This is a genomic window from Hyphomicrobium sp. (genome assembly GCF_009026145.1).
GTDB lineage: Bacteria > Pseudomonadota > Alphaproteobacteria > Rhizobiales > Hyphomicrobiaceae > Hyphomicrobium_A.
Window position 1 is genome coordinate 317,899 of sequence record NZ_WBUE01000001.1, and the last position, 19,265, is coordinate 337,163.

The following is a 19,265-nucleotide window of genomic DNA, read 5'->3' on the forward strand; positions in this document are numbered from 1 at the left end:
TCGTTTCGCAATCGACGGCCGGCGACGGCCGCTTCTCCCCAGTCGTCAACCCTGCCGCAGCTGCGGACGGGGACGGCGCTCATTTAAGCTGGTAAACTGGCCATCTCGGAAGCATTGCCCTATACGCAGGTGCGTCTGGCCCGCCAGCCTAGTGTGATGATCGAGAAATTCGCCAATCATGAACGGCGAGGTGCCGAGCGAATTTCTCGATCTGAATCACACTAGCAACTCCGTAGTTCTAGTGTCCCTTATGATTCCGAAGTTCGCTCCCAGCCCAGCAGCGAAGTCTGGCGAACTTCGGAATCGGGACACTAGCGCGCTTCCGCCACCCATCTTGCGGGATTTTCCAACCGTTTCGCTAGCGCATTCTGCCACACGGATGATGAAGAGCCGTGCAGCTCGTTGCTGAAAATCTCACCTTGGAGCGCGGCGGTCGCCCCGTGGTCTCCAGGCTTTCCTTTCGCCTCGGGGCTGGCGCAGCGCTCATTCTCACGGGTCCAAATGGTTCTGGCAAATCGACGCTATTGCGCGCCCTCGCCGGGTATCTGCGCCCCGCCGCCGGCAGCGTTCGCGTGACCGGCTTGGGGGAAGACCGGGAGATAAGCGAACTCTGCCACTTTGTCGGGCACCTCGATGGGATCAAGACACATCTAACGGCGGCCGAGAACCTGGCCTTTTGGGCAACGTATCTCGCTTCTGCCGCCGATACGGTGCGCGACGTCGGCGCCCGAGTCGAGACGGCGCTGCAGCGCTTCGCCCTCGACGCCCTGGCCGACATCCCCGCCGGCTACCTGTCGGCGGGTCAGAAGCGGCGGCTGGCGCTGGGAAGGCTGGCGGTCGCCGCGCGTCCCCTGTGGCTGCTCGATGAGCCGACCGTGTCGCTCGATGCGGCGTCGGGCGAGGTACTCATCGGCGCCATAAATGCGCATCTGCAGAGCGGCGGCATGGCCGTGATCGCAACGCACGTGCCGCTGGCGCTGGAGCCGGCGGAGACGATCCGCCTCGGGCGCATAGAGGTGTCAACGTGAGCGCCTTCCTTGCCGTCTTAAAGCGCGATCTCATCCTCAGCGTGCGCCAGGGCGGCGCGCTCGGCACGGCGCTCGGCTTCTATATGCTGGTCGTGACGCTGCTGCCTTTGGGCCTCGGCGCCGACCTCAACCTGTTGTCACGCATCGCGCCCGGCGTGCTGTGGATCGCGCTATTGCTGGCGGCATTGCTGTCGCTGGGGCGCGTGTTCTCCTCCGACTACGAGGACGGCTCGCTCGACGTGCTGGCAACCGGGTCGCTACCGATGGAACTCATCGTCACCGCCAAGGCCTTGGCGCACTGGATTTCGACCGGCATCCCCTTGGCGCTGATGGCGCCGGTGCTGGGGCTATTGCTCAATCTGGAGATCGGTGCCTATCCGCTTCTCGTCGCCACCATGCTGGCGGGAACGCCGGCGGTCAGCTTCATCGGCGCGGTGGGCGCCGCCCTGACACTGCGTGCCTATCGCGGCGGCCTCTTGATCGCGTTGCTGGTCCTGCCGCTCTACGTCCCCACGCTGATTTTCGGCATGGCGGCAATCAACGGTCTGCTCGGGGTAGCCGGGACGGGAAGCGCTTTCCTTATCCTTACCGCGCTTTCCCTTGCCTCGATCGTTCTTGGCCCATTAGCTGCCGCGGCGGCATTGCGCGTGCAAATGCAGTAGGAAAAGGCAGCGGGCAATGGGCAGTAGGCGGTGTTCACATAGCTCTTCCCGGGCTGCCCACTGCCCATGTCTATGCCCCATTGATCGGGCTCAATTGCACGCGGGGCTCGCCTAGCTTAGATCATTTCCAATGCAGACCCTGACCCAGCGCCTCGCCAACCCGACCCGCTTCATGGAGCTTTCGGCTCAGCTGTTGCCGTGGATCGCCGGTGCGGCCGGCCTCGTCATCGCCTTTGGCCTGTACCTGAGCTTTTTCGTCGCCCCGCCCGACTACCTGCAGGGCGAGACAGCGCGCATCATGTTCATCCACGTTCCATGCGCCTGGCTGTCGATGGCGGTCTACGGGCTGGTTGCCATCTCGGCATTCGGGCTCCTCGTGTTCCGCCATCCCCTGGCCGACGTCTCCGCCAAGGCGGCGGTCCCGCTTGGCGCCGCCTTCACGTTCCTCGCCCTGGTGACCGGGTCGCTGTGGGGACGCCCGACCTGGGGCACCTACTGGGTGTGGGACGCGCGGCTCACCTCGGTGCTGATCCTGTTCTTCCTCTATCTCGGCCTGATGGCGCTGCGTTCCTCGATCGAGGAAGAATCGCTGGCAGCCAAGCTGACGGCGATTCTCGCCCTGGTCGGCATCGTCATGCTGCCGATCATCAAGTTCTCGGTGGAGTTCGGCAATACGCTGCACCAGCCGGCGAGCGTCATCAGAGCCGGTGGCCCGACGATCGATCCGGCATTGCTGAGCCCGCTCCTGGTCATGGCGGTCGGCTTCACGCTGATGTTCGTCGCCATGCACTTGAAGGCGATGCGCAACGAGATCCTGCGCCGACGCGTGAAAGCGATGCAGCTCGCCGAGGTGGAGCGGGCGCAGGCGGCGCAACTGGCGGCAGCGGAGTAGGCGCATGGATCTCGGACCACACGCGAGCTTCATCTGGTCGGCCTACGCCATCGTCGTGCTGGTCATCGGCGCGCTCATCGCCTGGCTCGTCGTCGACGGCCGCGAGCAGGAGCGGCGCCTCGTCGATCTCGCCGCCCGCGGCGTCAAGCGGCGCTCTGCGCCCCGCAGCTAAGCTCGAGGGCGACATCGCAATGCAGCCGGCCACCGACGCGCGCCCCCCGCCTGCAGCCAAGCGCAACTTGAGCTGGGTGATCGCGCCGCTCGTCATATTCGGCGCGCTGGTCGCCGTGTTCGCCTTCGCCTTGCAGACCGGCGATCCCTCGAAGCTGCCGTCGGCACTCATCGGCAAGCCTGCGCCGGCAACGCAGTTCGCGGCGCTCGAGGGTCTTCTCGAGGCTGGCAGGCCGGTGCCCGGCTTCTCCAGCACCGAGCTCGCAACCGGCGCGCCGAGCGTCGTCAACTTCTGGGCCTCGTGGTGCGTGCCGTGCGCCGAGGAGCAGCCGCTGCTGGTGGAGCTGCAGAAGCGGACCGGCGTGGCGCTCTACGGCGTCAACTATAAGGACGACCCCGTCGCCGCGCGCCGCTTCCTCGGCCGCTACGGCAATCCGTTCACCGCCGTCGGCACCGATAGCGCAGGGCGCGGCGCCATCGAGTGGGGCGTTTACGGCATGCCCGAGACGTTCGTGTTGAACGGGAAGGGCGAGATCGTGTTCAAGCACGTCGGCCCGATCTCGGCCGATAGCATGCAGTCAAAGCTCATCCCCGCCATCGACCGCGCCAAGTCGCCGGCCACTTCCCAGTCTGCTGCGCCCTAATCTCGCCATGGCCGCGCAGGCGGTGATGACGTGACGGGGGAGCGCGCGACTCTAGAGCGGGAAGAACTCGCCGCGCGAGTGGTTGAGCACCGACAGCGTGCCGGTGGCGATGTCGAAATAGGCCCCGTGCAACCCCAGCCGGCCCTTGATCTCCGCGTCGGCGACAAAGGGGAAGGTGCGCAGGTTGCGGATCGCCGTCTTGATGCCCTCCTTCTCCAGGGCCGCCTGCTTCTCCTGCTGTGGACTGGTCTGGTGCGAGGCCAGCACCAGCAGGCGCGCGTCGTCCAGCATCGACATCCAGCGCGAGATGAACTGCGCCTCGGTCTGAACGGCGGCGCTCTGGTCGAGCGCCGCTTTGACGCCGCCGCAGCCGGAGTGGCCCATGACGATCAGGTGCTTGATGCGCAGGTTCAAGACCGCGAACTCGATGGCCGAGCTGACGCCATGGAATTTGCCCCCTGTCTCGTAGGGCGGCACCAGGTTGGCGACGTTGCGCACCACGAACAATTCGCCCGGCATGGCGCTGAAGATCGTCTCCGGGTCGACACGGCTGTCCGAGCAGGAGATGACCATTGCCTCGGGGTTCTGCCCGTAGGTGGCGAGCTCCTCGTACTCCTCCGCTTTGGGCAGGAAGTGGCGGTGATGGAAGCGGCGGTATCGATCGGCGAGTTTTTCGGGGAAACTGCTCATGCCGTGCTCCATGCCCGAGTGTGCGGACGGGGCAGAGGTGTCAAATCGTCCGAGCCGCGCGCGCCGTCAAGGCCCGCTCTTAACCGTCGGCCGCTGTAGGAAAGCGGCGCGGCTTGCTCGCCTGCAACGCACGGTCTATCGTCCGGGCCTGCTGGGGGATACCTCAAATCGGTTTGCAGTCAACGGCCACCGTCCATCCGCCGGCGAGGTGGAACAGCGAGTGGGCGAGAACCTTATGCGCGCGTCTGATTCTTCGGCAACCTTTGGTCGCGACTTCCTGGCGTCGATCGTCGTCTTCCTCGTTGCGCTGCCGCTGTGCATGGGCGTCGCGCTCGCCTCCGGCCTGCCGCCGACGGCGGGCATCATCACCGGCATCATCGGCGGCCTCGTTGTCGGCTTCCTCGCCGGCTCGCCGTTGCAGGTCAGCGGCCCGGCCGCCGGCCTTACCGTGCTCGTCTGGCAGCTCGTGCAGCAGTTCGGCATCGAGATGCTGGGCGTCATCGTGCTGTTCGCCGGACTCATTCAGCTCGCTGCCGGGCTGCTCAAGCTTGGGCAATGGTTCCGCGCCGTATCGCCGGCCGTTATTCACGGCATGCTGGCCGGCATCGGCGTGTTGATCCTCGCCTCGCAGTTCCACGTCATGCTCGACGCCAAGCCGCTCGGCAGCGGCATCGAAAACCTGCTCGGCATTCCGCGTGCGCTGTTCGACGCCATACAGGCGCGCGACGCGCATTTCAACGCCTTCGCCGTCGGCGCGCTGACCATCGCCACCATTTTCGCCTGGGGCTCGCTGACCCCGAAGAGCTGGCGCATGATGCCGGCGCCGCTGGTCGGCGTGCTGGTGGCCATCTCCGCGGCGCTGCTGTTTGGGCTGCAGGTCGATTACGTCAACGTGCCCGACAACATCTGGTCGGTGACTGTCTTCCCCACCTGGGAACGCCTCACCCGCATCATCGAGTGGCCGATGCTGGTCGGCGCCGTCTCCATCGCCTTCATTGCCAGCGCCGAGACGCTGCTGTGTGCCACCGCCGTCGATCAGATGCACCGCGGGCCACGCACGAAATATGATCGCGAGCTGGCAGCGCAGGGCGTCGGCAATGCCATCTGCGGCGCGCTGGGCGTGCTGCCGATGACCGGCGTCATCGTGCGCTCGAGTGCCAACGTCGAGGCCGGCGCCGAGACGCGCGCCTCGGCCATCATGCACGGCGTGTGGCTGCTGCTGTTCGTCAGCCTGCTGCCGTTCACGCTGGCTTATATTCCCGTGTCGGCACTGGCGGCGATCCTGGTGTTCACCGGCTACAAGCTCGCCTATCCGAAAATCGTGCCGACGCTGCTGCAGTACGGCCGCGGCGAGGTGCTGATCTATCTCGTCACCATCGTCATGATCGTCGCCACCAACCTGCTCGAGGGCGTGCTCATCGGCCTCGGGCTGTCGCTGATCAAGCTGCTCTACGCCTTCTCGCACCTCGACGTGCGCAAGGAGGGGAACGGGTCGGAGAACCGCGTCGACCTCTACCTCAAGGGGTCGGCGACGCTCATCCGCCTACCGAAGTTGGCAGCGGAGCTGGAGGCGCTAAAGCCGGGCGCGCAAGTGCACGTGCACATCAACGAGCTCGACTACATCGACCACGCCTGTCTCGATCTGTTGAGCAACTGGGATCGCCAGCACGTGGCCACCGGCGGCTCGCTGACCATCGAGTGGGACGAGCTGTCGAAGAAGTATCACCAGCGGCGCGTCTCGAGCATCAAAGCGGCGCGCCAGGCGCAGGCCGCCGCCGCCAAGGCGTAAGTCCCCAAGACAGACCCTCGACTTATCCCTCTGGGTGAGGTTGGCCTAGCGCGCGGTTTGCGGTGACGGCGCGCAGGAAGAGGTAGCCGGCCAGCGCGGAGGCGATCGACCCCATGAGCACGCCGATGCGGATTTCGGCGGCGCGCGTCGCGTCGACGAATGCCAGCATGCCGATGAACAAGCTCATGGTGAAGCCGATGCCGCCGAGGATGGCGACGCCGAGCAGCTGCGCCCAGGTCGCACCCTCCGGCTTGCCGGCGAGGCGCAGCCCGATGGCGCCCAGCGAGAAGCCGAAGATGCCGATCGGTTTGCCGATGAGCAGGCCGAGCGCGATGCCCATGGGGATGGCGCTGGTCACATGCGCCAGCGTCATGCCGGTCAGCGACACGCCGGCGTTGGCGAAAGCAAACAGCGGCAGCACGCCGAACTTTACCCATGGGCCGAGCGCCTCCTCGACGCGCTCCAGCGTGCCGTGCTGCTCGCCGGGGGCGCGCGTCACCGGCACGGCAAGCGCGGTGATGACGCCGGCCAGCGTGGCATGCACGCCCGACTTCAGCACGCAAACCCAAATGAACAGACCGACCAATACGTAGGGGGCGATGCGTGTGACGTCTTTGGCGTTGAGAAGAGCGAGGGCGGCGATGCCGAGGCCGGCGAGGGCGAGCGCCTCCAGCGACAGGTGTGCCGTGTAGAAGAAGGCGATGATGATGATGGCGCCGAGGTCGTCGATGATGGCCAGCGCCAGGAGGAACACCTTCAGCGATACGGGAACGCGCGGCCCCAGCAGCGCCAGCACGCCGATGGCAAAGGCGATATCGGTGGCGGCGGGAATAGCCCAGCCATGCAGCGCGATGTCGTCGGTCCAGTTGATGGCGGAATAGATCAGCGCCGGCACCAGCATGCCGCCGAGCGCGGCGATCGCCGGCAGCGCGGCTTTCTTGGTACTCGACAGTTCACCGATGACGAGCTCGCGTTTGATCTCGAGGCCGACGAGGAAGAAGAAGACGGCCATCATGCCGTCGTTGATCCACAGCAGCAGCGGCTTGTCGAGGTTGAGGGCGCCGACGCGCACCGTGACGGGGGTTTCCAGCAGCCCATCGTACAGCCAGCTCAACGGCGAGTTCTGCAGCACCAGCCCGAATAGCGCGGCGGCGAGCAGGACGATGCCTCCGGATGCCTCGTGCTGGAAGAAGGCCTTGGCGCCGTCGACGCGCTGTACGATCGTCCTTCTCTTCCGGGTCTTCGCCACCATTCCTCGGGTGCCCTCGCTTGCGTTCACACGGATGTCGTCGGTAGTGCCGGCGTATTGGCCCATAAAACGCCTGCCGCGGCGAGGGGCAATTCATCGCGTCCGCCGCTGGCGGCGACGCTCGCCTCCACTCCGGCGGCGGCGAGGGCGAGCGCGGTCGGCGGCGCTTCGCCATTGAGGACGTGACCCAGGTAGAGAGCGGAAAGCAGATCGCCGGTCCCGTGCGGTGCCCGGTCGCGACGGTGCACCAAGCAGGCTGTCGCCTCGGGGCCCGACACGAGCACGTTGGCGAGCTGCGCTTCGCCGGCCGGAATCGAGGTGGCGAGAACCGTCGGAACGCCGAGTGACGCGGCGGCCCGGCGCGCCTCGCGCGGGTTGCCCACGGGGAGACCGGCGAGCCAGGACAATTCGAAGCGGTTGGGCGTGGCGATGGTGGCGAGCGGCCAGAGCTCGTCGCGGATGGCGGCGGCCGTCGATTCGGAGAGGTAGAAGCCTTCCGACTCGTCGCCGAACACCGGGTCGCACAGGTAGATGGCGCGTGCGTTGGCGCGGCGTACGCGCTCCACGGTCGATTGCGCCTCTCGAACGTGGGCGGGCGTCGGCAGGTAGCCGGTGATGATGGCGGCGGTATCGGTGAGCCAGCCATTGGCTTCGAGCGCATCGAGCATGGTGGCCATCTGCCCCGGCAGCACAGCATCGCCGGCAAAGCGCGCATAGCCGGGATGGTTCGACAGCACCACGGTCGGCACCGCCATCGCCTCGTGGCCAAGACAGTGCAGCGCCGGGACGATGATCGCCAGACCTACGGAGCCGAAGGCGACGTGCGAGGAGAGAGCGAGGACGCGGGCCATGCGCGACTGTGCCGGACGCGCCGGCGCCCGCCAAGCCACGGGTCACCGAGAAGTTGTGCGCGGCGCCCTTGGTGTTCGTGGCGACGCGCGCTATTGTGCGCCGCACAAGAGGGAGCCGAGGATGACCGTTCGTCCGCGACGCAGTGTGCTCTATATGCCTGGTGCCAATGAGCGGGCGCTGGAAAAAGCCAAGAAACTTCCCGCCGATGCGCTGATTCTCGACCTCGAAGATTCGGTGGCGCCGGAAGGCAAGGTGGCGGCGCGCGAAAATGTTTGCGCGGTGGTGAAGGACGGCGGCTACGGTCGGCGCGAGCTCATCATCCGCGTCAACGCCATCGAGACCGCCTGGGGCATGGACGATTTGCGGGCGGCGGTGGGCGTGGCGCCCGACGCCATCCTGGTGCCCAAGGTCTCCTCGCCGGGTGACATCGTTACCGTCGCCAAGGTGCTGGGGGCCATCAACGCGCCGCCCAAGGTGCGTCTGTGGGCGATGATGGAGACGCCGAGCTCGGTGCTCAACGCGCGCGAGATCGCGGCACTCGGCGCCGATCCGGAGAACCGGCTCGCCTGCCTCGTCATGGGCACCAACGACCTGTTGAAGGAATCGCGCGCCCGTGCGTTGCACAACCGCATCGCCGTGGTGCCGTGGCTGGCCATGACCATCGTGGCGGCGCGCGCCTACGGCCTCGACGTCCTCGACGGTGTCTACAACGACTACCGTGACGACGTGGGCTTTCGCGACGAATGCGAGCACGGGCGCACGCTGGGGATGGACGGCAAGACGCTGATCCACCCCTCGCAGGTGGCCCCCTGCAACGAGGTCTTCTCGCCCACCGAGGAGGAGGTTTCCTGGGCGCGCAAGATCATCGCCGCCTTCGAGGAGCCGGCGAACGTGCACAAGGGGGTCATCACGCTGGAGGGGCGCATGGTGGAGCGGCTGCACCTCGTCATGGCGCGGCGCACGGTGGCCATCGCCGACGCCATCGAGGCGATGCGCAAGACCGAGGAGGCGTGGTTCTGACCGTTCTGACGGCCCCGATCCTTTCCGAGCGGCGAAAAGTCAGTCGACAGAGCCAGCCTTTTCTGACTAATCGGCACGCGCGGCCGTGATGAGGACCTGACCACGACATGACTTCGACCAAGACCAACCCCGGCAATTACTTCGAGGATTTCAAGTTCGGGCAGGTGATCGTCCACCCGACCCCACGCACGGTCACGGTGGGCGACGTGGCGCTCTATACGAGCCTTTACGGCACGCGCTTTGCGGTCCAGTCGTCGGATGCCTTCGCCAAGGCGATCGGCTATCCGGCCTCGCCGCTCGATGATCTCCTCACCTTCCACGTGGTGTTCGGTAAGACGACGCCGGAGATCTCGCTCAACGCCATCGCCAACCTCGGCTACGCCAGCTGCCGCTTCTTGAAGCCGGTCTATCCCGGCGACACTCTGGCCTCGACCTCGGAGGTCATCGGCCTCAAGGAGAACTCCAACCGCGAGACGGGCACCGTCTACGTGCGCTCCACGGGGCGCAACCAGAACGGCGAGGTTGTGCTCGACTACGTGCGCTGGGTGATGGTGAGGAAGCGCGACAAGGATGCGCCCACGCCCGAAGCGATCGTCCCCAACCTGGCGCAGCGCGTCGACCCTGCCGAGATCGGCGCTGCGGTGCCGGCCCTCAATATGGACAAGTACGACTTCGCACTTGCCGGCTCGCCCTACCGCTGGGGCGACTACGAGGTGGGCGAGAAGATCGACCACGTCGACGGCATGACGCTAGAGGAGGCCGAGCACCAGATCGCCACGCGGCTTTATCAGAACACGGCCAAGGTGCACTTCAACCAGCACACCGAATCGAAGGGCCGCTTCGGCAAGCGCATCGTCTACGGCGGCGTCGTCATCTCGCTCGTCCGTGCGCTGTCGTTCAACGGGCTCAACAACGCCTTCCACCTCGCCGCCATCAACGGCGGCCGGCACGTGTCGCCCTGCTTTGCCGGCGACACGGTCTATGCCTGGTCGGAGGTGCTGGAGAAGGCGGAGCTGCCCGGCCGCAAGGACGTCGGCGCGCTGCGCATCCGCCTCGTGGCGGTGAAGAACCAGGACTGCGCGGCGTTCCCGCTCAAGAAGGAGGACGGCCAGTACGCCGACGGCGTGCTGCTCGACCTCGATGCCTGGGTGCTGCTGCCGCGCTGATTGACCCCTACGGGATACCCGTATACGCTTAGGACCCATGAAGTTCGAGTGGGACCCCGCCAAACCGCGACCAATGTCGTTCGGCACGGCGTTACCTTCGAACAGGCTAAAGACGTCTTCGACGATCAAAAGGCAATCGAGGCGCTTGATGAGCCATCGAGCGATGAAGAGCGTTGCCGGCTTCTCGGCCGCAGCGGCGTGGGAATCCTGATGGTGATCTACACCGAACGAAAAGGCCGAATTCGCATTATCTCGGCGCGTTTGGCCGATAGGCGGGAACGGAAGTCTTACCTTGAGCAAGAGTAAATCGATCAAGCGAGTCGTCGCGCAGCGCGCTGCTCGCTCTTCCGAGCGTGAAGATCGCGAAAATCCTCCGCTGAGCGCAGCCGTGCTCAGCTCGATGAAGCGAGTGGCGCCGATCAAGCGTATTCGCTGGCAATTGGGATTGTCGCAGGAGGAGTTCGCCTACCGATTCGAAATCCCGATTGGCACGCTCAGGGATTGGGAGCAGGGGCGCAGCCAGCCAGATCGGCCGGCGCAGGCGTACCTCAAGGTCATCCAGAGCCAGCCGTCGGCGGTCGGAAGGGCGTTGCGACCCAGTCACAAGACCTCAGCATCAATCTCCACCCTTGCCTCCAAGGCATTGCGCGATCCTCGCAGTTTGACGCGAGAAGACATCAAGAACCTAGCGGCATCTGTCCTCACTTCTATTGGCGAGCCCGTGGAGAGGAAGCGCAAGACCAGATAGGCCCATTGCTGTCCGCGCGAATGGCGACTTCTGTACCCGTGTGCTGTGGCGATTGGCGAATTGCCGCCTGCGGATCGACGCGCTAAAACGCCAGCAGATCGAACAACGAGGATCGCATGGCCGGGGTGACACCTGAGCGGGCGCGCCAGCGGCCGCTTTCTCCGCATCTGCAAATCTACCGACCGCAGATCAACATGGTGATGTCGATCCTGCATCGCATCACCGGCGCGGCGCTCTACGTCGGCTCGCTGCTCATCGCCTGGTGGCTCATCGCGGCGGCGACGAGCCCTGAGTACTTCGCCTTCGTCAACGGCCTGTTTGCCACTTGGCCGGGCATGGTGGTGATCGTCGGCTACTCTTGGGCGCTGATCCATCACCTGCTCGGCGGGCTGCGCCACTTCGTCTGGGACACGGGCGCTGGCCTCGACATCGGCAGCGTCGATCTATTGTCGTGGAGCACGATCGTGCTGTCGGTGCTGCTCACCGGCGCGCTGTGGCTCTACATCGCCAGCGAACGCGGATGGGTGCAGGCATGGCAATGACAACCCCGCTCAAGCGCGCGCGCGGGCTCGGCTCAGCCCATGAGGGCCCGGGCCACTTCCTCATGCAGCGCATCACCGCCGCTGCCAACGCGATCCTCATGGCGTTTGCCGTCGGGCTGATCGGCGCGTTGGCCGGGGCCGACCTTGCGACCGTCAAGGCGACGCTCGCCCACCCGGTCGTCGCCATACTTCTCATCGCACTGATCGTGTCGGGTACCGTGCACATGCGCATCGGCATGCAGGTGATCGTCGAGGACTACGTGCACGGCGAAGGCGCCAAGATGCTTCTATTGCTGGCGAACACGTTCTTTGCGGCGGCGGTCGCCGCGGTGTCGATCTTCGCCGTGTTGAAACTGAGCTTCGGGGGTTAGGCTCGATGGCCGAGAAGAAGAACGGCGCGGCGAAAGCCAACGGCTCGAAGAAGCCCGGTGCAGCTCCAAGCGTCAAGGGGCACGCATATCCGATCCACGACCACACCTACGATGTCGTCGTCGTCGGCGCCGGCGGCGCGGGCTTGCGCGCCACGCTCGGCTGCGCCGAGGCGGGTCTCAAGACGGCGTGCGTGACGAAGGTGTTTCCTACCCGCTCGCACACTGTCGCCGCGCAGGGCGGCGTCGCCGCCGCGCTCGGCAACATGGGCCCCGACGACTGGCGCTGGCACATGTACGACACGGTGAAGGGTGCCGACTGGCTCGGCGATCAGGATGCCATCGAGTATCTGTGCCGTCATGCGCCCGCCGCGGTCTACGAGCTCGAGCATTACGGCGTTCCCTTCAGCCGCACCGAGGACGGCAAGATCTACCAGCGCCCGTTCGGTGGCATGACGACGGAATTCGGCGAAGGCCCGCCGGCGCAGCGCACGTGCGCCGCCGCCGACCGCACCGGCCACGCCATGCTGCACACCCTCTACGGTCAGTCGCTTCGCTACTCGGCCGAGTTCTTCATCGAGTACTTCGCGCTCGATCTCTTGATGGATCAGGACGGGGCTTGCCGCGGCATCCTCGCGCTGTGTCTCGACGACGGCTCCATTCACCGCTTCCGTGCCAAGAAGACCATCCTGGCAACGGGCGGCTACGGGCGCGCGTATTTCTCCTGTACCTCGGCGCACACCTGCACCGGCGACGGCAACGCCATGGTGCTGCGCGCCGGCCTGCCGCTGCAGGACATGGAGTTCGTACAGTTCCACCCGACCGGCATCTACGGCGCCGGTGTGCTGATCACCGAGGGCGCGCGCGGCGAGGGCGGCTATCTCACCAACGCGCAGGGCGAGCGCTTCATGGAGCGCTACGCGCCGCACGCCAAAGACCTCGCCTCGCGCGACGTCGTCTCGCGCTCCATGACCATCGAGATCCGCGAAGGCCGCGGGCATGGGCCCGAGGGCGACCATATCCACCTGCACCTCGACCACCTCGATCCGAAGATCCTGGCCGAGCGCCTGCCGGGCATCACCGAAAGCGCCAAGGTGTTCGCCGGCGTCGATCTGCGCCGCGAGCCAATCCCGGTGCTGCCGACAGTGCACTACAACATGGGTGGCATCCCCACGAACTTCCACGGCGAGGTGCTCACCCAGAAGGACGGCAACCCGGACACGGTCGTGCCGGGGCTAATGGCCATCGGCGAGGCGGCGTGCGTGTCTGTGCACGGCGCCAACCGTCTCGGCTCGAACTCGCTCATCGATCTCGTGGTGTTCGGCCGCGCCGCCGGGCTGCGCTGCGCCGAGACGATCGAGCGCGGCGCTTCCCATCCCGATCTGCCGGCGGATGTCACCGAGCGCGCCTTGGCGCGGCTCGACCGTTTCCGCTACGCCTCGGGCGCCACGCCCACTGCCGACCTGCGCCTCAAGATGCAGAAATCCATGCAGGCGCACTGCGCGGTATTCCGCGACGGCCCGGTGATGGCCGAGGGCATGAAGCAGATTGGCGAGATCTGGAAGGCCTCCGACGACATCCGCGTCACCGACCGCTCGCTGATCTGGAACTCCGACCTCGTCGAGACATTGGAGTACGACAACCTCATCGCCCAAGCGGCGGTGACGGTGACCGGCGCGCACAATCGCCAGGAGAGCCGCGGCGCGCACGCGCGCGAAGACTTCCCCAAGCGCGACGACGTCAACTGGATGAAGCACACGCTCGCCTGGGCCGACTACGGCTCCAAGACGGTGCGCCTCGATTATCGCCCGGTGCACACGCACACGATGACCAACGAGGTCAAATACATCGAGCCGAAGGCGCGCGTGTACTGAGCCGACCTTGTGCGCAAAAGCAGACAATTGCATAGGGCCGCTGCTTACAGCGGCCCTTTTTTGTGACGCGCGGGGTTCGCCATCGCCGGAGCAGCATATATACAGTCGCCTATATCGGAGGAGACAGCGGCCCGCCGGGGTGCCGGCTAAATGCGGGGCGGCTCTGAGTGGGGTGTCTATGCGAACGGTTCTGATTACGGGAACGTCGGCCGGTTTCGGCCTTGTGGCCGCCGTCGAGTTGGCCAAGCGCGGCTGGCGCGTCATTGCCACCATGCGCAACCTGGAACGCAAGGGCGCGCTCGAGGCGGCCCTCGCACAGGCGGGCGCCGCACATAGCGTCGATGTCATCCAGCTCGACGTTACCGATGCCGCTTCGATCACGAGGGGCGTCGCCGATACGCTCGCTATCACCGGCGGCTTTCTCGACGCAGTCGTGCACAACGCCGGCGTGGCTGCCGGTGGCGCCTTCGAGGACATTCCCGATGCCGAGCTACGGCGGGTCATGGAGACCAACTTCTTCGGGGTGATGGCGCTGACGCGCGCGCTACTGCCGACGTTCCGCAAGCAGCGCTCGGGGCGCATCGTCATCATATCGAGCGAGTCGGCCTTCAATGGTCAGCCGGGAAACTCGATCTACGTCGCCTCGAAGTGGGCCGTGGAAGGCTGGGCCGAGTCGCTCGCCTACGATGTCGACCAGTTCGGCATCGGCGTGGTGTTGATCGAGCCGGGCCCATACATCACCGACATCTGGCAGGCCTCGCCGCGCATCGCGCCGTCGGGCAGCGTCTACCGGCGCTGGAGCGAGAACGTGTTTCGCGCTGGCGACGCGCACGTCGCTGCCAAGGGCCGCGATCCGCAGGAGGTGGCGGTCAAGATCGCCAACGTGCTGGAGGCGCGCCGCCCGCGCTTCCGTAATCCGGTGCACCGCTTGGCCCACTTCACGCACTTTGCGCGCGGCAAAATTCCCAGCCGCTGGCTGCGGCGCTTCGTCGAGACCTACCTCGGCTTGCGGCGCGTGCGCCTGTAGCTCGATCGCCACGGCCGCTCAAGCACTTGCGCCATTGCAGTGCCGCAGCCTCAAATCCCACCAGATTCCTTGCGAGTGTGGTCAGCCTCCGCACCGTTCCCGGGAGGCGCGTACGCTCAGCTATCAGGAAACGACAAGATGGACACGAGATTGTGCACGCGGCTGGCCTTCGTGGCGGCCGCTTTTTCAGTTCTGGCTGCCCTGCCCGCGGCAGCCGCCGATGATTGCAAGGACACCGTCAAAGCCGAAGGAAAGCCAGCGACGCTGCGTGACCTCGGCGCCTATCCCAACTCGCTGCTCGCCTGGCGCTCGGCCGTGAAGGAGAAGTACGGCGGGGAATACAACTCCTGGCGCTATGCGAAGGACGCCAAGGTCGACTGCACCGAGAAGGATGGCCAGTGGACCTGCGTGCGTACGGCCAAGCCGTGCAAGGACCTGTTGAGCCGCACCCTGGGCGGGGCAGCCGACGCCGTCAAGAAAGACTGCAAGGCGGATTCGCTCAGCTCTTACGGCGCGAAGAAGAAGGGCAACAAGGAAGCGGAAGAGCAGGCAATCTTCGGTTGGGAAATCGATACGCGCAAGATGCATGGCAAGGAATGGGCCATGTGGACGAACGCCACGGCAACCGATATCGATTGTCACGACGTCAAGGGCGGCATCCAGTGCATCGCCATCGGCACGGCGTGCAAGCCGTAAGCGGGCATCGCGCTTAGGCCAAAAGAAAAGCGGCGACCGAGCATCTCGGTCGCCGCTCGTGTATCAGCTAGCTCGGATCGAGTTAGATGATGTCGATCTCGGCCGGCATGTAGGAGGTGACCTCGAGGCCAACTTCCTGCTCGCGAACGGCCGGCTTGCTCCAAACCTTCATAGTTTCCTCCTATTGAACACCGGCGAACCGCCTGTCCGCCTGTTCCGATAACCAGGACCATAGCAAGTGCGTTCGATAAACAGAAATCGCATTTGCGTGATCTCAATATAAGAAAAACTAATCGTCGCGATAAGTTGCTCCGCGACCGGACGGTCCGCGCGCGATGCAGGCAATTTTAGGCAAACCGTGCGGGCGTCCTTTCCTGAACTCTCAGCTTGTTCGCGTAGCCTGGCATTGTCCGGTCGTCACGCTGCCGGGCCCAAATCTTTGCAGGGGCCACATCCATGCTTTCGAAATCGCTGCTGTCGGTCGTTGCTGCCGTCGTCGCTGCATTCGCTGCCTTCGATGTGCCAGCGCTCGCCGCGGAATCCGCTGCGGATATTCCCAAAGATTCCTACTACAAGGATCCGCTGACGGCGACGGAGCGCAGCGGCATCGCCGAGGAGGAGAACGTCTCCCCCAACGACGGGCAGTTGTCAGTACCGGCGCCTCAGGACGAGGGGGTGATCCCCGATGCCGGCGACAAGGCCGACCGTGAAGCGGCGACCGAGACGCCGGAGCAGAACCTCGAGCAGGATGTCAACCGCGGAGCAAAGAAGAAGGCTGGCGAGAGCGAGGCCGACGCTATCCTCGATGAGTCAAAGAAGAACTTCAAGGTCACCAAGAAGGACCTCGCCGGCTGCATGGCGGACTGGGATCCGCAGACGCAGATGAGCAAGGCGGAGTGGGAGGAAAGCTGCCGCACGACGCTCGAGTATTTCCCGCAAGGCGACTGAACTTCAGAAGCGGCGTGCCCGGGCGCGCGCTGCGGGCCGGGCCGCGCTCGCTATTCTCGGAAAAGGAGAACAACATGCTGCGCCGCGCCGTTGCCACGCTGTGTGCGGGCCTGATGGCCACCTCCCCCGGCTTAGCCTGCACGGACGTTCGCCTGATCGCTGGCGACGGCTCGCCGGTGACGGTGCGCACCATGGAGTTCGCCATGGACCTCGGCAGCGAGGTGCAGATCATGCCTCGCGGCGCGCAAATGACTTCGCCGGCGCCGAGCGGCGATGGATTGAGGTGGACATCGAAATACGGCTACGTGGCGATGAACGCCTACGGGATGCCCGTCGCCACCGATGGCCTCAACGAGAAGGGACTCGGCTTCGGTGCCCTTTATCTGCCGGCGGAGACCAAGTACCAGGACGTGCAGCCGGGCGACGAAACGCGCGCGCTGTCCAACGCCAGCTTCGGCGCCTGGGTGCTTGGTAACTTCGCGACCGTCAACGAGGTGCGCGCCGCGCTTTCCGGCGTCATCGTTTGGGGCGAGATGGTGCCGCAGCTCGGCTCGTTCTCGCCGCTGCACTACGTGGTCCACGATGCGAACGGCAAGAGCATCGTCATCGAGTACGTCGACGGCAAGATGCACGCCTACGACAACACTGTCGGCGTGTTGACGAACTCGCCCACCTACGAGTGGCACCTGCAGAATCTGCGCAACTACGTCAACCTGACGGCGGAGAACGCGCCGCCGGTGAGGATCGGCAATACGACCTACGTCGGCACCGGCCAGGGCTCGGGGCTGCACGGTCTGCCGGGTGATCCGACGCCGCCGTCGCGCTTCGTCATGGCGGCGGCCACCGCATACCTCGCCGATAAGCCGAAGGACGCCGCCGAGGCGCTGATCGTCGCCGAGCACCTCATCAACCGCGTCGACATCCCGAAAGGTCTGGTGCGCGACTACGCCGACGGCGGCAAGCCGGTCGGCGACTACACGCAGTGGACCACGTTCCGCGACCACGCCAACAAGATCTACTACTGGAAGACCTACAACGACCCCGGGCTCAAGGCGGTCGACCTCGGCCAGCTCGACTTCAGCGCCGGCCAGCCGATTCGCACGCTGAGCATCGCCGCGGCCAAGCCGACGGTGCAGATGGTCGCGCCGCGCGAGTTTTCCACCGCCACGCAGTGACGATGGCGCCATAGCCGCCTGGATAAGCCCAGCTGGGGCGGCGGTTGGGCTTTGGCGCGCGCACGTTTGCCCCTAAATTCACGAATCGCGCACGGATGACCATCTCCGCTGGCCAAATCGCGAACAGGAGGGCGCCAACATGGGTTGTTCGAAGGCCGTACCGATTGCCCTGGCGGCGCTTTCCGCCCTGGCTGCTGCCGCTCCCGCCGTCGCCGAGATCAAATGCCAGGACGGCAACCAGCTGGTGCAGGGCAACTGGCTGGCGACGCCCTATTGCCAGGACAAGCTCCTGGCGCAGGTGGCGAACTCGCGCGGGTTCAAGACCTCGTTCGCAGCCATCCGCAATAATCCCAACCACAAGAAAGAACTCTGCCGGTTCCTGTATACGGACATTCGCGTGCAGATGACCTGCCTCGATGCCGGCGTGCCGGAATACTACGGTGCCGGTCGCTGAAGGCGGACACTATGCGCCCTCGAGCAGCCTTTCGGCATCGGCAATGATGAGCGCATGGTCGAAGGCGAGCGTCTCGGCGCGCCAGTCGGCGACCCATTCGGCAGCCGCCGCGTCATCGCCCGCCGTCACCGCGGCCCGGCCGACGCGGGCGAGGTAGGCGATAGAGCACGTGTGGCCGCGCGGATCGCGGTAGGGGTCGGAATAGACGCCGATGAGACGCAGCGCGCCAACCTTGAGCCCTGTCTCCTCGCGCAACTCGCGCCGGCAGGCGTCCTCGACGCGCTCGCCGACGTCGACGAAGCCGCCGGGGAGCGCGTATGAACCTTTGAAAGGATCGTTCTTGCGGCGGATGAGCAGCACGTAGCCGCGCTCGTCGAACACGACGCAGTCGGCGGTGAGCGCGGGCGTCAAAGGAAAGGGCATGGGTAAACTCTCGATGCTGTCGTGCTAAGGGACTAGAAATCCGCCGGTCGTCTGGCAACCGCAATAAGGGCAAAAGGCATTCATACGATGCGGAGCCGCTTCCTGAGGCCGACAGGTGCAGCCAACCCCATGGCGGACAAGAAACCACAGAACCGGGTAGCGGAGGCCGAGGGCGAGACGCGCCTGGCGCCCGATCCGTTCACGGCGGTACTGCCGGCCTTGGCCGCTCTCGGCGCCATTGCCTCGATCGCGACCATCAACTGGGCGGCGCAGGAGCGTACGCCCGATCGCTCGCGCGCCAAGCGCAAAGCAGGGACGGCGTTGCGCGATCTGGAGACCTGCTGCCTCGGCCTGCAAGAGATCTTCCGCCGCTTTCAGCGCAACCCGAGGCTGTTCGCCGGCGAGGGCGCCCCGGCTTCCTCGCCGCTGAAGTTCGGCGTGCACGGGCCGCGCGTCGGCGCGGATTCGGCACGACTGTTCCAGCAACTCATCAATGACGTCGCCTCCATGCTGGTGCTCGCCTCGCAAAACGCCTTCGATGTGATGTCGGCGGTCGAGGACGGGGAGATCAATGCGCCCGAGGAGCTGTTCTTTGGCTTTGGCGAGCAGCAGGAGCGCCTCAACAAGCTCATCCAGGCGCGCGCGACGCTCAAAGCCTCGGTCGACACCGGCGCCGAAGTCGCAGTGCGCCTCACCGAGCTGGTGCGCGAGTTGAAGAAGCACCGTCCCGAATAGCCAAGCACGACGGTCGGGTTTCGCGCGTCAACGCGACGCCGGCAGGCGTTGACACGGACATTTCCGCCGTTTCATGTGGAGCCGCGGTACTGCCGGTCGGCGACAGCAGGAA

The 19,265-nt window shown here is 65.6% G+C and carries 24 protein-coding genes; 19 read left to right on the forward strand and 5 right to left on the reverse strand.

What is annotated here, in order from left to right:
- Positions 1-392: 392 nt before the first annotated feature.
- The 5 genes from ccmA (at position 393) to F9K20_RS01660 (ending at position 3,397) form a co-directional block, all read left to right on the forward strand.
- Entirely contained in the window at positions 393-1,028 is a 636-nt protein-coding gene (ccmA, locus tag F9K20_RS01640; protein ID WP_290997074.1) for a heme ABC exporter ATP-binding protein CcmA, read from the forward strand.
- On the forward strand, positions 1,025-1,690 hold the full coding sequence (gene ccmB / locus F9K20_RS01645) for a heme exporter protein CcmB (RefSeq protein WP_290997075.1): 666 nt from the start codon (positions 1,025-1,027) through the stop codon (positions 1,688-1,690). Before ccmA ends, ccmB begins: the two co-directional genes overlap by 4 nt.
- Before the next feature lie 130 nt (positions 1,691-1,820).
- Positions 1,821-2,582 carry a heme ABC transporter permease gene (locus F9K20_RS01650; RefSeq protein WP_290997076.1) on the forward strand — a complete coding sequence of 254 codons (762 nt, stop codon included), beginning with the start codon at positions 1,821-1,823 and terminating at the stop codon, positions 2,580-2,582.
- A gap of 4 nt (positions 2,583-2,586) precedes the next feature.
- On the forward strand, positions 2,587-2,754 hold the full coding sequence (gene ccmD, locus F9K20_RS01655; RefSeq protein WP_290997077.1) for a heme exporter protein CcmD: 168 nt from the start codon (positions 2,587-2,589) through the stop codon (positions 2,752-2,754).
- 19 nt (positions 2,755-2,773) lie between these two features.
- Positions 2,774-3,397, forward strand: coding sequence for a DsbE family thiol:disulfide interchange protein (locus tag F9K20_RS01660; protein ID WP_290997078.1), 624 nt, complete (start codon positions 2,774-2,776; stop codon positions 3,395-3,397).
- A gap of 51 nt (positions 3,398-3,448) precedes the next feature.
- Here F9K20_RS01660 and F9K20_RS01665 read toward each other — a convergent pair whose 3' ends face one another.
- Entirely contained in the window at positions 3,449-4,087 is a 639-nt protein-coding gene (locus F9K20_RS01665; RefSeq protein ID WP_290997079.1) for a carbonic anhydrase, read from the reverse strand.
- A 235-nt stretch (positions 4,088-4,322) separates the two neighbouring features.
- Between F9K20_RS01665 and F9K20_RS01670 the strand changes: the two genes are divergently transcribed.
- Positions 4,323-5,876, forward strand: coding sequence for a SulP family inorganic anion transporter (locus F9K20_RS01670; RefSeq protein WP_290997080.1), 1,554 nt, complete (start codon positions 4,323-4,325; stop codon positions 5,874-5,876).
- Positions 5,877-5,898: 22 nt separating this feature from the next.
- Here the strand turns inward: F9K20_RS01670 and nhaA are convergent, their stop codons facing one another.
- Both nhaA and F9K20_RS01680 read right to left on the reverse strand, forming a co-directional pair.
- On the reverse strand, positions 5,899-7,128 hold the full coding sequence (nhaA, locus tag F9K20_RS01675; protein ID WP_290997081.1) for a Na+/H+ antiporter NhaA: 1,230 nt from the start codon (positions 7,126-7,128) through the stop codon (positions 5,899-5,901).
- Positions 7,129-7,151: 23 nt separating this feature from the next.
- Positions 7,152-7,976 carry a bifunctional hydroxymethylpyrimidine kinase/phosphomethylpyrimidine kinase gene (locus F9K20_RS01680; RefSeq protein ID WP_290997082.1) on the reverse strand — a complete coding sequence of 275 codons (825 nt, stop codon included), beginning with the start codon at positions 7,974-7,976 and terminating at the stop codon, positions 7,152-7,154.
- Positions 7,977-8,097: 121 nt separating this feature from the next.
- Between F9K20_RS01680 and F9K20_RS01685 the strand changes: the two genes are divergently transcribed.
- From F9K20_RS01685 to F9K20_RS01725, 9 genes are all read left to right on the forward strand, one after another.
- Positions 8,098-8,997 carry a CoA ester lyase gene (locus F9K20_RS01685; RefSeq protein WP_290997083.1) on the forward strand — a complete coding sequence of 300 codons (900 nt, stop codon included), beginning with the start codon at positions 8,098-8,100 and terminating at the stop codon, positions 8,995-8,997.
- Between the two features lie 107 nt (positions 8,998-9,104).
- Positions 9,105-10,163: a MaoC family dehydratase gene (locus F9K20_RS01690; RefSeq protein ID WP_290997084.1), complete on the forward strand. Its 1,059-nt coding sequence runs from the start codon at positions 9,105-9,107 to the stop codon at positions 10,161-10,163.
- 48 nt (positions 10,164-10,211) lie between these two features.
- The gene (locus F9K20_RS01695) at positions 10,212-10,469 is read left to right on the forward strand and encodes a BrnT family toxin (RefSeq protein WP_290997085.1); all 258 of its coding nucleotides are present in this window, start codon (positions 10,212-10,214) and stop codon (positions 10,467-10,469) included.
- A complete protein-coding gene (locus F9K20_RS21200; RefSeq protein ID WP_367115814.1) occupies positions 10,456-10,911 on the forward strand; it encodes a helix-turn-helix domain-containing protein in 456 nt (151 codons plus the stop codon). The genes F9K20_RS01695 and F9K20_RS21200 overlap by 14 nt, the downstream gene beginning before the upstream one ends.
- Positions 10,912-11,027: 116 nt before the next feature.
- Positions 11,028-11,453, forward strand: a complete 426-nt coding sequence (gene sdhC, locus F9K20_RS01705) for a succinate dehydrogenase, cytochrome b556 subunit (protein WP_290997086.1) — start codon at positions 11,028-11,030, stop codon at positions 11,451-11,453.
- Positions 11,444-11,824 carry a succinate dehydrogenase, hydrophobic membrane anchor protein gene (sdhD, locus tag F9K20_RS01710; RefSeq protein WP_290997087.1) on the forward strand — a complete coding sequence of 127 codons (381 nt, stop codon included), beginning with the start codon at positions 11,444-11,446 and terminating at the stop codon, positions 11,822-11,824. The genes sdhC and sdhD overlap by 10 nt, the downstream gene beginning before the upstream one ends.
- A 5-nt stretch (positions 11,825-11,829) precedes the next feature.
- Positions 11,830-13,695, forward strand: a complete 1,866-nt coding sequence (gene sdhA / locus F9K20_RS01715; RefSeq protein ID WP_290997088.1) for a succinate dehydrogenase flavoprotein subunit — start codon at positions 11,830-11,832, stop codon at positions 13,693-13,695.
- A gap of 178 nt (positions 13,696-13,873) precedes the next feature.
- Entirely contained in the window at positions 13,874-14,722 is an 849-nt protein-coding gene (locus F9K20_RS01720) for an SDR family NAD(P)-dependent oxidoreductase (protein WP_290997089.1), read from the forward strand.
- 138 nt (positions 14,723-14,860) lie between these two features.
- Entirely contained in the window at positions 14,861-15,418 is a 558-nt protein-coding gene (locus tag F9K20_RS01725) for a hypothetical protein (RefSeq protein WP_290997090.1), read from the forward strand.
- 82 nt (positions 15,419-15,500) lie between these two features.
- Here the strand turns inward: F9K20_RS01725 and pqqA are convergent, their stop codons facing one another.
- A complete protein-coding gene (gene pqqA, locus F9K20_RS01730; protein WP_068459738.1) occupies positions 15,501-15,590 on the reverse strand; it encodes a pyrroloquinoline quinone precursor peptide PqqA in 90 nt (29 codons plus the stop codon).
- A gap of 284 nt (positions 15,591-15,874) precedes the next feature.
- On the opposite strand from pqqA, the gene F9K20_RS01735 reads away from it, so the two are divergent.
- The 3 genes from F9K20_RS01735 to F9K20_RS01745 all read left to right on the forward strand — a co-directional run bounded on the left by F9K20_RS01735 (position 15,875) and on the right by F9K20_RS01745 (position 17,995).
- On the forward strand, positions 15,875-16,366 hold the full coding sequence (locus F9K20_RS01735; protein ID WP_290997091.1) for a hypothetical protein: 492 nt from the start codon (positions 15,875-15,877) through the stop codon (positions 16,364-16,366).
- 74 nt (positions 16,367-16,440) lie between these two features.
- Positions 16,441-17,541 carry a choloylglycine hydrolase family protein gene (locus tag F9K20_RS01740; RefSeq protein WP_290997092.1) on the forward strand — a complete coding sequence of 367 codons (1,101 nt, stop codon included), beginning with the start codon at positions 16,441-16,443 and terminating at the stop codon, positions 17,539-17,541.
- 139 nt (positions 17,542-17,680) lie between these two features.
- Positions 17,681-17,995, forward strand: a complete 315-nt coding sequence (locus tag F9K20_RS01745) for a hypothetical protein (RefSeq protein ID WP_290997093.1) — start codon at positions 17,681-17,683, stop codon at positions 17,993-17,995.
- Between the two features lie 9 nt (positions 17,996-18,004).
- Here F9K20_RS01745 and F9K20_RS01750 read toward each other — a convergent pair whose 3' ends face one another.
- The gene (locus F9K20_RS01750) at positions 18,005-18,418 is read right to left on the reverse strand and encodes an NUDIX hydrolase (RefSeq protein WP_290997094.1); all 414 of its coding nucleotides are present in this window, start codon (positions 18,416-18,418) and stop codon (positions 18,005-18,007) included.
- 129 nt (positions 18,419-18,547) lie between these two features.
- On the opposite strand from F9K20_RS01750, the gene F9K20_RS01755 reads away from it, so the two are divergent.
- Positions 18,548-19,153, forward strand: coding sequence for a hypothetical protein (locus tag F9K20_RS01755; RefSeq protein WP_290997095.1), 606 nt, complete (start codon positions 18,548-18,550; stop codon positions 19,151-19,153).
- The last annotated feature ends 112 nt before the right edge of the window (positions 19,154-19,265 follow it).

What these genes read in the sequence shown, in the direction of transcription:
- F9K20_RS01650 (WP_290997076.1), top strand. Translation starts at nt 1,821, where the DNA reads ATGCAGACCCTGACCCAGCGCCTCGCCAACCCGACCCGCTTCATGGAG.
- ccmD (WP_290997077.1), top strand. Translation starts at nt 2,587, where the DNA reads ATGGATCTCGGACCACACGCGAGCTTCATCTGGTCGGCCTACGCCATC.
- F9K20_RS01660 (WP_290997078.1), top strand. Translation starts at nt 2,774, where the DNA reads ATGCAGCCGGCCACCGACGCGCGCCCCCCGCCTGCAGCCAAGCGCAAC.
- F9K20_RS01665 (WP_290997079.1), bottom strand. Translation starts at nt 4,087, where the DNA reads ATGAGCAGTTTCCCCGAAAAACTCGCCGATCGATACCGCCGCTTCCAT.
- F9K20_RS01670 (WP_290997080.1), top strand. Translation starts at nt 4,323, where the DNA reads ATGCGCGCGTCTGATTCTTCGGCAACCTTTGGTCGCGACTTCCTGGCG.
- nhaA (WP_290997081.1), bottom strand. Translation starts at nt 7,128, where the DNA reads ATGGTGGCGAAGACCCGGAAGAGAAGGACGATCGTACAGCGCGTCGAC.
- F9K20_RS01680 (WP_290997082.1), bottom strand. Translation starts at nt 7,976, where the DNA reads ATGGCCCGCGTCCTCGCTCTCTCCTCGCACGTCGCCTTCGGCTCCGTA.
- F9K20_RS01685 (WP_290997083.1), top strand. Translation starts at nt 8,098, where the DNA reads ATGACCGTTCGTCCGCGACGCAGTGTGCTCTATATGCCTGGTGCCAAT.
- F9K20_RS01690 (WP_290997084.1), top strand. Translation starts at nt 9,105, where the DNA reads ATGACTTCGACCAAGACCAACCCCGGCAATTACTTCGAGGATTTCAAG.
- sdhC (WP_290997086.1), top strand. Translation starts at nt 11,028, where the DNA reads ATGGCCGGGGTGACACCTGAGCGGGCGCGCCAGCGGCCGCTTTCTCCG.
- sdhD (WP_290997087.1), top strand. Translation starts at nt 11,444, where the DNA reads ATGGCAATGACAACCCCGCTCAAGCGCGCGCGCGGGCTCGGCTCAGCC.
- sdhA (WP_290997088.1), top strand. Translation starts at nt 11,830, where the DNA reads ATGGCCGAGAAGAAGAACGGCGCGGCGAAAGCCAACGGCTCGAAGAAG.
- F9K20_RS01720 (WP_290997089.1), top strand. Translation starts at nt 13,874, where the DNA reads ATGCGAACGGTTCTGATTACGGGAACGTCGGCCGGTTTCGGCCTTGTG.
- F9K20_RS01725 (WP_290997090.1), top strand. Translation starts at nt 14,861, where the DNA reads ATGGACACGAGATTGTGCACGCGGCTGGCCTTCGTGGCGGCCGCTTTT.
- pqqA (WP_068459738.1), bottom strand. Translation starts at nt 15,590, where the DNA reads ATGAAGGTTTGGAGCAAGCCGGCCGTTCGCGAGCAGGAAGTTGGCCTC.
- F9K20_RS01735 (WP_290997091.1), top strand. Translation starts at nt 15,875, where the DNA reads ATGCTTTCGAAATCGCTGCTGTCGGTCGTTGCTGCCGTCGTCGCTGCA.
- F9K20_RS01740 (WP_290997092.1), top strand. Translation starts at nt 16,441, where the DNA reads ATGCTGCGCCGCGCCGTTGCCACGCTGTGTGCGGGCCTGATGGCCACC.
- F9K20_RS01745 (WP_290997093.1), top strand. Translation starts at nt 17,681, where the DNA reads ATGGGTTGTTCGAAGGCCGTACCGATTGCCCTGGCGGCGCTTTCCGCC.
- F9K20_RS01750 (WP_290997094.1), bottom strand. Translation starts at nt 18,418, where the DNA reads ATGCCCTTTCCTTTGACGCCCGCGCTCACCGCCGACTGCGTCGTGTTC.
- F9K20_RS01755 (WP_290997095.1), top strand. Translation starts at nt 18,548, where the DNA reads ATGGCGGACAAGAAACCACAGAACCGGGTAGCGGAGGCCGAGGGCGAG.